This is a genomic window from Rhodoluna sp., from assembly GCF_044232805.1.
In the GTDB taxonomy this organism is placed as follows: Bacteria; Actinomycetota; Actinomycetes; order Actinomycetales; family Microbacteriaceae; genus Rhodoluna.
Genome location: NZ_JBIILG010000041.1, coordinates 1 through 9835, shown reverse-complemented (window position 1 = coordinate 9835; position 9835 = coordinate 1). Strand labels below are relative to the sequence as shown.

The window sequence follows — 9835 nt, the reverse complement described above, 5'->3', positions numbered from 1 at the left end:
GCAGTGAACGACGGCTTCTGTGCCTTCTAGAGCCGAACTGATTGAGTCTTCGCTGGTGAAATCAACCAGTTTGGTTTCCCAGGGCAACTTGGCTTCTGATCGAACTAGGCCAATTACTTCGTGACCGGAGCTTTGCAAAACTGACGCAATGTTGCTACCAACAAATCCGGTGGAACCGGTGATAGCAATCTTCATTAGTTTTGTGGGAAGCCTAGGTTTAGTCCACCGTGGCTTGGGTCAAGCCATCTGGAGGTAATTACCTTGGTCTGGGTAAAGAATCGAAAGCCTTCTTCTCCATGGGCACGGCTGTCCCCAAACAGTGAGTGCTTCCAACCACCGAAGCTAAAGTACGCCACCGGCACTGGAATTGGAACGTTGATCCCAATCATTCCAACCTGTACCTGGTTCTGGAACTTACGAGCCGCTCCACCATCGTTTGTGAAAATTGCAGTTCCATTTCCAAACTCTCCAGAGTTGATAAGGTCTAGACCCTCGTCATAAGTCTTCACGCGAACTACCGAAAGCACTGGACCGAATATTTCCTCGGTGTATACCTTGGATCCGGTTGGAACATTGTCAATCAAAGTTGGACCAAGCCAGAATCCACCGGGAGCACCATCTGGTACAACACCGCGACCATCAACTACAACCTTGGCGCCATCTTGTTCGGCGATTTCAATATACGAAGCAACCTTGTCACGGTGAACCTTTGTTACAAGTGGTCCCATGTCACAGCTACGTCTTCCATCTCCGACCTTGATCTGTGCCATGCGCTCGGTGATCTTGGTTATTAATTCATCGGCAACTGGCTCAACTGCAACCACAACCGAAATTGCCATGCAACGTTCACCAGCAGAACCAAAACCTGCGTTCACCGCGGAGTCAGCAACTAGGTCTAGATCAGCGTCTGGCAAAACTAGCATGTGGTTCTTCGCTCCACCAAGAGCCTGGACTCTCTTGCCGTTCTTCGAAGATGTTTCGTAGATGTAGCGGGCTATTGGAGTTGATCCAACAAAGGAGATTGCTGCTACATCTGGGCTATTCAAAAGACCGTCTACGGCTTCTTTGTCACCGTGTAGGACGTTGAAAACACCATCTGGCAAACCAGCTTCTTTCCATAGCTCAGCCACCCAGTTGGTAGCAGATGGGTCCTTCTCGCTTGGCTTGATAACCACTGTGTTTCCGGCAGCAATAGCAACTGGGAAGAACCACATTGGAACCATGGCGGGGAAATTAAACGGGCTAATGATTCCAACGACACCCAATGGCTGTTTAATCGAGTAAACATCAACGTTAGTTGATGCGTTCTCTGAGAATTCGCCTTTCAGTAGGTGCGGCAGCCCACATGCAAACTCAACTACTTCTTGACCACGGGTGATCTCTCCCAAAGCGTCCGAAAGCACCTTGCCGTGCTCAGAGGTGATGATCTCAGCAAGCTCACCCTTCTTAGCTTCTAGTAGCTCACGGAAGCGGAACATGATCTGCTGGCGTCTAGCCAATGAGAGATCACGCCAGGCTGGGAATGCGTCCTTGGCAGCTTGGATGGTAGCTGCTATCTCAGCGCCGTTGGCAAAGCCAACGCGCTTGGTCGCTTCACCTAGCGCTGGATCAAAAACGTCTCCGAATCTTCCAGACTGACTCTGAACACTCTTACCGTTGATCCATAGTGGAACTGTCTGCATTTTCGCTACCTCATCCTTGTTATTGAAATATTACTTGTGAACCAAATTGGCCGCTTGGGCCACAGCCTTTGAAACATCGTTGTCGTGTGGGTATAGAAGTGTCCTACCAACTACGAGACCCTTCACACCAGGTAGTGCCAAGGCGTTGGACCAAGAGCCAAAGGTTGCCTCTTGGTCTGAGCTTCCCTCGCCGCCCAAAAGGAGCGTTGGGAGAGTGGTTGCTTCCATTACGCGTTCCATGTTTTCAACTACCGGTAGCTTGAGCCATGACCAAGCACTGGTTGAACCAAGGCCAGAAGAAATAGCAACCGAAAGCTCGACAGCTTCTGCCGTTAAGCGGTTGACTGCCTTGCCATCCACCCAGTCACTCATAAAGGGCTCCAGTAGCATCGGAATCTCGTGCTTGGCGCACTCATCAATAACTTTGGCAGTGTGCTCTAAGGTTCTGACCGTACCTGGATCTTGCAAGTTGATACGTAAAAGATTTTTACCCATGTCTAAACCCTGCTGCTTTAAAGAAGCTGCGGTGTAAGCGGTGTAGCGATCATCAAATTCGAAACTCGAGCCTTTCAAGCCGCCGCGATTCATCGAACCAACTGCAATCTTTCCCTCAAGAAGTCCCATCAGGGTTAGCTCTTCGATTACATCCGGTGTTCCAAGAACACCATCTACCTTTGGGTTCTCTAAAGCTGTAGCAAATCTTTCAAGCAATTCTTTTCTTGAGCCCATGGCAACAGGATTACCATTTACCGCCAAGGCTCCCCTAGCTGGATGATCAGCCGCCAGCAAAAACAGATTGCCATCACCTTGAACTAGTGGTCGGCGTTTTCTACTCTTGAGTGCTTTGGCTATAGCCCCTGGATCAGAAGCTCTTAACTCCTTGATCTGCTCAAAACTTAGTCCCATTTTTGGGCCTCCATGATCTTCTGCACTTCATCATAGGTTGGCATAGCGGTTGAACATTCAAGCCTGGAAGCCACGATGGCCCCTGCGATGTTGGCAAAGCGCAGGATTCTTTGTAGGTCCCAGCCTTGAAGCAAGCCGTAGCAGAGAGCACCTCCGAAAGAATCCCCAGCTCCTAGACCGTTAACAACCTCAACGGCATACGGCGGAACCTCAACGGACTCATTTTTTGTCTTTGCTAGAACACCCTTGGGGCCTTGCTTCACAATCGCAATTTCAACCCCGCGCTCCAACAAAGCGTCGGCTGCAGGCTCGGGCTCAGTTTCGCCAACCGCAACTTCACACTCTTCTTTATTACCAACGGCGATTGTCACAAAAGGCAAAGCCTTGGCAATCTGCTGGGTGGCATCAGCCGGGTTTGTCCAAAAAGCCGAGCGGTAATCCAAATCCAAAATGGTGTGGGTGGCCTTGGCTCTTGCTTTTAGCGCAGCTAGGTTGGCTGTTCTGGAGGGTTCTTGACTAAGGCCGGTGACGGTGGACCAAAAGATCTTGGCCGACTTAATGGCATCTAGATCTAGCTCGGATTCAGATATTTCTAGATCAGGCGCTTTGGGTTCGCGATAGAAATAGATTGGGAAATCATCCGGTGGAAAGATTTCGCAGAAAACAACCGGGGTTTTGAGGTTCTCTGTTCGACCAACGTATCGACTATCGACATTTAGACGTTCAAGTTCTTGAATCAAATAGTTTCCAAAGGGGTCATTGCCCACCTTGGTAATCACTGCAGAATTCAGTCCGTACCTGGCACCAGACACTGCAACGTTGGTTGCCGAGCCGCCAAGGAACTTTCCAAAAGAGGTGACTTCTTCAAGCCCGACTCCGGTTTGTAGAGGGTAGATGTCCACGCCAATTCGACCCGTGGTTATTAGATCGAAAACCATTGACTACCTCCGACTACAAGTCTGCCACAACTTCAATAATTTGTCATAACAAACTTTTAGAGCGAAACGGAGACGGTTTTTCCTGTCTGGGACGACTCCAGGGCAGCGTTGGCTAGAACCAGGGCAGCTCGGCCATCTTCAAACTCAGGGCTGTTCGAAGCCTCGCCACGCACCTTCTTCATGAATTCGGCTAGCTCCAGTAGGTAGGAGTCCATGTAGCGCTCAAGGAAGAAGTTCTGGTACGGCTCTTTGACCTCAGCGCTTGACTCGTTGTAGAGCCTGACGTTGGTGTTTGTTAGGTTTTCGACCCTAAGCATTCCCTTGTCCCCAAAGGCTTCCATTCTCTGATCGAATCCATAAATCGCATGACGGGAGTTGGTAATTAGCACCAATTCATCGTTAGCGCCGCGCAAGGTGACGCTAGTGGCGTCATAGTCGCCTAAGTCCTTAATTTCACTGGAGAACTGGTTGAAACCATTTGCTGTAACCGAAACGATGTTCGGTACAAAGAATCTGCCCATGTCAAAATCGTGGATGGTCATGTCCCGGAAGATACCTCCCGAAACAGCCAAATACTCTTTTGATGCTGGGGCTGGATCCCTGGAAATCAAGACCAGCTGTTCTAGCTTTCCAATTTCACCAGCTTTCACTCTCTGGTGCACCGAGTTGAAGTGTGGATCGAAGCGGCGGTTGAAGCCAAGCACGATTGGAATGGTTGCCTTGGCTGCCTTTTCGCGCATGGCGTCGACTCTTTTGATGTCTAGATCAATTGGCTTCTCACAAAGAATCGGAATGTTGGCATCGATTGCCGCACTGATTAGATCCAAGTGAGTTGGGGTTGGAGAGGCAACGATAATGGCATCCACCTTGGATGAGTCAAAGCAATCCATTGCCTCAGCGGTTGCAACACCACCGTATTGCTCTGCTGTTTTCTTGGCACCTTCAACAAAGACATCGGCCACCATGGTTAGCTCTGCACCCTCAGTTCTGGCAACACTGCTGGCGTGAACCTGACCTATTCGACCGGTGCCAATCAAACCAAATCTCATTGGTGCATTCACTTGGGGACTCCTCTTAGTTGAGCTAAAACAGCTATGTAATAACAAATCATAGATGTTAAAGATGACCTAGAAAGTGAAAACCCATGAGGACCAGTGATTGGTCCTCATGGGTTCAAACCTAGTTTTGCTAGCCCCTGATTGCTTTGGCAAACTCCCTGAATGAACGAACTAGCTTGTTCATGTCACGTTGAGTGTGAGCAAAGGAAACTAGCCACTGCTCATCTAGACCCGGAGGGGTAATGATGCCTCGGTTTAGTCCCCATAGCCAGCTCAATTCCGCAAGTTCAAAGTCAGTTGCTTTGAAATCGCGGTAGTTACGAACTGGGGTTGGTGACCAAATAACGGCACCCTTTACTCCGAATCCAACTGTGTGAGCTGGAAGAGCGTACTCGTCAATAATTTTGTCAATTGCATCAAGGGTTGCGTTGTTAATTGCTTCTGCCTTATCTAACGCCTCTGGGGTTGCAATATTATCAACTGCAATTGCTGCGGCGACAACTAGTGGGTTTCCGTTGTAGGTTCCCAGGTGAGGCATGCGGCCATCAACTACGGGCGCCATGAACTCTTTCTTGCCTCCAAAAGCAGCAAGTGGTAATCCACCACCGATGCTCTTGGCAAGAGTTATAAGATCTGGCTTCACACCAACTCTGATTGCAGCTCCAGCAACACCTGCGGTTAGACCGGTCTTTACCTCGTCAAAGATCAGTGCGATTTTGTACTTGTCGCACAACTCTCTGACAGCTTTGAGGTAACCCTCATCCGGCAAAATAATCGAAAGGTTTTCAACAATTGGCTCAATCATAAAAGCGGCAATTGTCTTACCGTGAGTTTTCATGATGGCTTCTAGTCGAACGGTGTCGTTGTATGAAACAACGTAAACCTCTCCAGCCTCAATTGCACCTGGGTGATATGGCTTCGGGGCAGAAACAGACCCAATTTTCTCAATAGGGGCCTTAACTGATACTTGCAGTGGATCGTATCCACCGTGGTAGCCACCTTCGATTTTGATGATGGCTTTTTTACCGGTGGCAGCTCTGGCAGCACGAATCGCGTACATCGTCGATTCGGTGCCCGAGTTGGTGAAGCGCAACATGTCAATATCGAATCGCTTCTGGAACCTTTCGGCTGCCTCTGTTGCCAGAGGTCCCGGGGTAACAAATAGCGTTCCGACCGAGCGCATGGCCTTCTTGACTGCCCTAACAACATCTTTGTTGAGGTGGCCAACCATCATCGCACCAAAGCCCATAGAGAGGTCAAGAAGCTTCCGACCGTCTACGTCTTTGAAGTAAGCGCCCTTCGCGGACACTATCGAGATTGGGTAAGGGTCCCAATGCTGGAAACTTGAGGTTACGCCAAGAGGCAGAACCTTGCTCGCACGCTTGTTATGCGTGGCTGAGTTTGTTGTCGTGGATTGAAATCTAGCCCACTCTTGAGCTAGTAATTTCTTCACCCTCGTTTTGCTAATTGGGGTGTATTTCTCTGGTACTCGGCGCCTTCCGGCAGGATCGTGTTTTAGGTTTAGAACTTTGGACACGTTCTATCACTCCTTCGTGTTCTTCCATTCTCTCTTAGGAATGAAATAAACACCAATCCTTGAAGACACTGGTGAGTAAGGGGTGTTTTTTGAAAAAACTTTTTGTTTTTTTGGACTTTCTTAGTTTTTTTCTCCCCTCAAGTTTTGTCCCATAAACTTTAGGGATGAAAGCTGATCTTTTCACTCTTGGGGCAATTTTTTTATGGGCTTCATTAGCTTCGCTTGCGACACTGCTTTCTAACATTCCTCCTTTTTTACTTACCGGTATTGGTCTAGTAATCGGTGCATTAGTTTCTCTACCCTCACTTAGATCCGGATTAACCCCGTGGAAGATTCCACTAAAAACTTTGCTTATTGGTGTTTATGGTCTCTTTGGGTATCACTTCATGCTTTTTCTAGCACTGCAAACAGCTCCAGCTGTTGAAGCAAATCTTGTGAACTACCTCTGGCCTCTATTGATTGTTCTGCTGAGCCCTTTATTTACTAAATCACTCTCCCTGAACTTGAGATATGTTCTTGCTGCTATTTCCGGATTCGCGGGAGCGGTTCTCGCAATCACCTCTGGGGGCTCAGGGTTTGGGTTTAGTTCAATGGAGGTTGGCTACTTCTTCGCTCTAGCGGCAGCGGTGATCTGGGCAACTTACTCTTTGGGTACCACCAAGGTTCCGCGATTTCCGACCCCAGCAATTGGGCTCTTTGCTCTGGTGTCGGGAGTGCTGGCACTTGGCGCTCACTTCCTCTTTGAGCCAGCGGCTTCGATAAGCACATCCGATTGGTTACTTCTTCTGGTTCTTGGAGTTGGCCCACTGGGAGGAGCTTTCTACCTCTGGGATGCTGCTCTCAAGATCGGTGACCCACGAAGAATTGGTTTGCTGGCATTTTTGACACCATTGCTTTCAACTGCTCTGCTGGTAGTGGTAAGTGGCAACTCACTTAGCTGGCAATTGCTACTAGCAACTGGGTTGATTGTTGGCGGAGCACTGCTTGGTCCGCGCTCCCCTAGTGGTTCGAAGAACAAATAGTCCCTTATCTGGGAAACTATACGAGTGAGTAATCTTCCTGGAAATACCAAAAAACCAATCAGCATCATCGAAACCTCATTGAATTTCGTTCGCGGAACACTAATTGGGATAGCGGAGTTGATTCCTGGTATTTCTGGTGGAACCATTGCGCTGATTACCGGTGTTTACAAGCGCGTGATTGATTCGGCGGCTGAAGCCGTGCGCGGCATAGTTTTACTCTTTGGTTTCTCCAAATCTAACCTTGCAAAATCTACTACCCACTTCAAAGCAATCTCTTGGTCACTTCTTATCCCGATGCTAATTGGCATGGTGACCGCCATCTTTGTTGGGGCTGGAATTGTTGAGCCTTTATTGGAGCAGTACCCAACTGTTACCAAAGCTGTATTTGCTGGTCTAATTGCAGCTTCGCTTTTTGTTCCAATAACGCTTTCCGGTATGGGTTGGAAGCTGAGTCATTATCTAGTGTTGGCGATATCAGCATTAGCGGCATTCGCTTTTACTTCTATTCCCAGAGCTGCGGACGCTGATCCAAGTTTTATTGTCATTGTGGTGTCGGCTGCGTTTGCGGTTTGTGCATTGGTACTACCAGGTATCTCAGGGTCTTATCTGTTGCTCGCACTAGGAATGTATGCGCCGACCTTGGCTGCGGTGAACGATAGAGACTTTGGATACCTCGGCACATTTGTTTTGGGCGCGATTCTCGGCTTAGCATCTTTTGTTTCCTTGCTGCAGTGGCTGCTTGCCAACAAGATCAAAATGACCATGGTTGTGATGACCGGGTTGATGATTGGTTCTCTTCGAGCTCTTTGGCCTTGGCAAAACGAAACTGGAGCCATACTGATGCCAGAAGCTAACTTCGGGGTAGAGCTATTAATGTTTGGTATTGGTTCAGCAATTGTCTTTGGCCTTATTGTTATCGAGCGCCGGATGGGTCACAAATAGTTTGACGAAGCAGGGTGAGGGCGTAAACAAACCTTGGGTTGCAATGTATGCAATTGCTGGGTTGATCTGGGGCGCTTCCTTTTTGTTTATTGAACTCGCGCTGACCTTTTTGACTCCAATTGGAGTCGCGTTTGGAAGAACGTTTTTTGGTGCTCTGGCAATGGTCGTTGCCATGTTTATATTCAAATCCAAACTACCAACCTCGTTTGAAGCTTGGAAACGTCTGACTATTGCTGGTATCTTGATGAGCTCGATTCCATTTGTGCTGTTCGCCTACGCCCAAACCCAGGTGACTAGTGCCTTAGCTGCAATCATTAACGCTGTTACCCCTATCACTACCGTGATTGTTCTGCTGGTGGCCTTTAGAACCGAAAAGTTAAAACCTCATGTAATTGCCGGAATCATCATCGGTTTATTTGGGGTGCTGGTTGTTTTGGGAGCCTGGCAAGGCTTTGGGGAAAACAGTCCGCTAGCTATTCTTGCGATGCTGACTGCGGTAATCCTCTATGGAATTGGAACCCCCTATGTTCGAAAGTATGTCACGCCACTTAATTTGGCTACTGAAGTTTCGGTTTTCGGACAAATAGGAACAGCGGCCCTGACTTTGCTACCTATTTACTTGCTATCAGGACCGCTGATTACTGAAGTTCCTGACTTTGCATCGGTAGCGGCTATTGTGACGCTCGGAGCTCTTGGTAGCGGTGTTGCATACCTTCTTTATTACAAGATTCTGGATGTGGTGGGAAGTGCGATAGCTTCCTCCGTCACATACATAACACCGGTTATTGCAGTAATTCTTGGAGTAATACTCTTAGGTGAAAAGCTGCACTGGTACGAACCAGTTGGTGGCGTGATAGTTATCTTGGGCGCTGCCATCTCGCAAGGAAGTGTGCTGACTCTGTTTAGGAAAAAGACAATTGCTTAGTGCAATAAGGGCTTCCAAGGTCGACCTGGTTCTTCTAGCGGTTGCGATTGTCTGGGGCGCAAGCTATCTATCTGCAAAAGCCATAACTCCATTTGCAACCGTTCCAGCTATGCTTTCGGTTCGCTTTGGAATTGCTACCCTTGCCATGATTGCGATCTGGCTAATCAGGCGCAATAAGTTCTCGAAAACAGACCTGATGCTTGGAACCCTATTTGGCCTTACCCAGTCGGCAATTATGACCGTTGAGACTTTTGGTCTGAAGATAACTTCAGCGACCAACGCTGGGCTCTTGATCAGTTTGACCATTATTTTTACCCCAATCATGGAGTCCGCTTGGAAGAAGCGTTGGCTGCCAAGATCGTTCTTTTTGGCGGCCGTTGGAGCCATTGTCGGTGTTGGGCTACTGGTAACAGGCAATGGAATCCAGGAGCCAAACTGGGGCGATGTGCTGCTCTTTATTGCAGCTATTGTCCGGGCTGTTCACGTAACTGCCCAAGGGGTACTTACCAAAAACCGTGAGGCGAGTAGCTTCAATATGATTTTGATGCAGTGCCTCACGGCAACGGTTGTGTTCTTTATCTTTGACATTCCAGGTGCCTTTGACGCTATTGCAACCTTTGGTCCTGCCCAATGGGCAGGGACATTGTTTCTAGCCCTTTTCTGTTCTGTGTTTGCCTTCGTTGCTCAGCTCTGGGCAATTAGAAGAACTTCGGCCTCTAGATCTTCTTTGCTTCTAGCAACCGAGCCTATTTGGGCAGTTGTGATTGCGGTGCTATTTGGTGGCGAGACTCTTGCGATTTTGGGAATCATCGGTGCCGCGGTAAT

10 protein-coding genes are annotated in these 9835 nt (G+C 48.6%); 4 read left to right on the top strand and 6 right to left on the bottom strand.

The window, feature by feature from the left end; all coding sequences use genetic code 11:
* The 6 genes from AC9UES_RS05605 to AC9UES_RS05580 all read right to left on the bottom strand — a co-directional run.
* Nucleotides 1-195 (bottom strand): SDR family oxidoreductase (locus AC9UES_RS05605; protein WP_509527438.1); only part of this gene is annotated, 195 nt, incomplete at its 3' end.
* Nucleotides 195-1682: a CoA-acylating methylmalonate-semialdehyde dehydrogenase gene (locus AC9UES_RS05600; RefSeq protein WP_509527436.1), complete on the bottom strand. Its 1488-nt coding sequence runs from the start codon at nucleotides 1680-1682 to the stop codon at nucleotides 195-197. The genes AC9UES_RS05600 and AC9UES_RS05605, both read right to left, overlap by 1 nt.
* Nucleotides 1683-1712: 30 nt before the next feature.
* The gene (locus AC9UES_RS05595; protein ID WP_509527433.1) at nucleotides 1713-2588 is read right to left on the bottom strand and encodes a Cgl0159 family (beta/alpha)8-fold protein; all 876 of its coding nucleotides are present in this window, start codon (nucleotides 2586-2588) and stop codon (nucleotides 1713-1715) included.
* Nucleotides 2579-3526 (bottom strand): 5-dehydro-2-deoxygluconokinase, encoded by a 948-nt coding sequence (gene iolC, locus AC9UES_RS05590; protein WP_509527431.1) that lies wholly within the window; start codon nucleotides 3524-3526, stop codon nucleotides 2579-2581. Before iolC ends, AC9UES_RS05595 begins: the two co-directional genes overlap by 10 nt.
* Nucleotides 3527-3582: 56 nt before the next feature.
* On the bottom strand, nucleotides 3583-4587 hold the full coding sequence (gene iolG / locus AC9UES_RS05585; RefSeq protein ID WP_509527428.1) for an inositol 2-dehydrogenase: 1005 nt from the start codon (nucleotides 4585-4587) through the stop codon (nucleotides 3583-3585).
* Nucleotides 4588-4714: 127 nt separating this feature from the next.
* Nucleotides 4715-6121: an aspartate aminotransferase family protein gene (locus AC9UES_RS05580; protein ID WP_509527425.1), complete on the bottom strand. Its 1407-nt coding sequence runs from the start codon at nucleotides 6119-6121 to the stop codon at nucleotides 4715-4717.
* A gap of 164 nt (nucleotides 6122-6285) precedes the next feature.
* On the opposite strand from AC9UES_RS05580, the gene AC9UES_RS05575 reads away from it, so the two are divergent.
* From AC9UES_RS05575 to AC9UES_RS05560, 4 genes are all read left to right on the top strand, one after another.
* Entirely contained in the window at nucleotides 6286-7143 is an 858-nt protein-coding gene (locus AC9UES_RS05575; protein ID WP_509527422.1) for a DMT family transporter, read from the top strand.
* 24 nt (nucleotides 7144-7167) lie between these two features.
* A complete protein-coding gene (locus tag AC9UES_RS05570) occupies nucleotides 7168-8085 on the top strand; it encodes a DUF368 domain-containing protein (RefSeq protein WP_509527420.1) in 918 nt (305 codons plus the stop codon).
* A gap of 1 nt (nucleotide 8086) precedes the next feature.
* Entirely contained in the window at nucleotides 8087-9010 is a 924-nt protein-coding gene (locus AC9UES_RS05565; protein WP_509527417.1) for a DMT family transporter, read from the top strand.
* Nucleotides 9003-9835, top strand: an 833-nt coding sequence (locus AC9UES_RS05560; RefSeq protein ID WP_509527414.1) for a DMT family transporter, incomplete at its 3' end; no start/stop codon positions are given. The genes AC9UES_RS05565 and AC9UES_RS05560, both read left to right, overlap by 8 nt.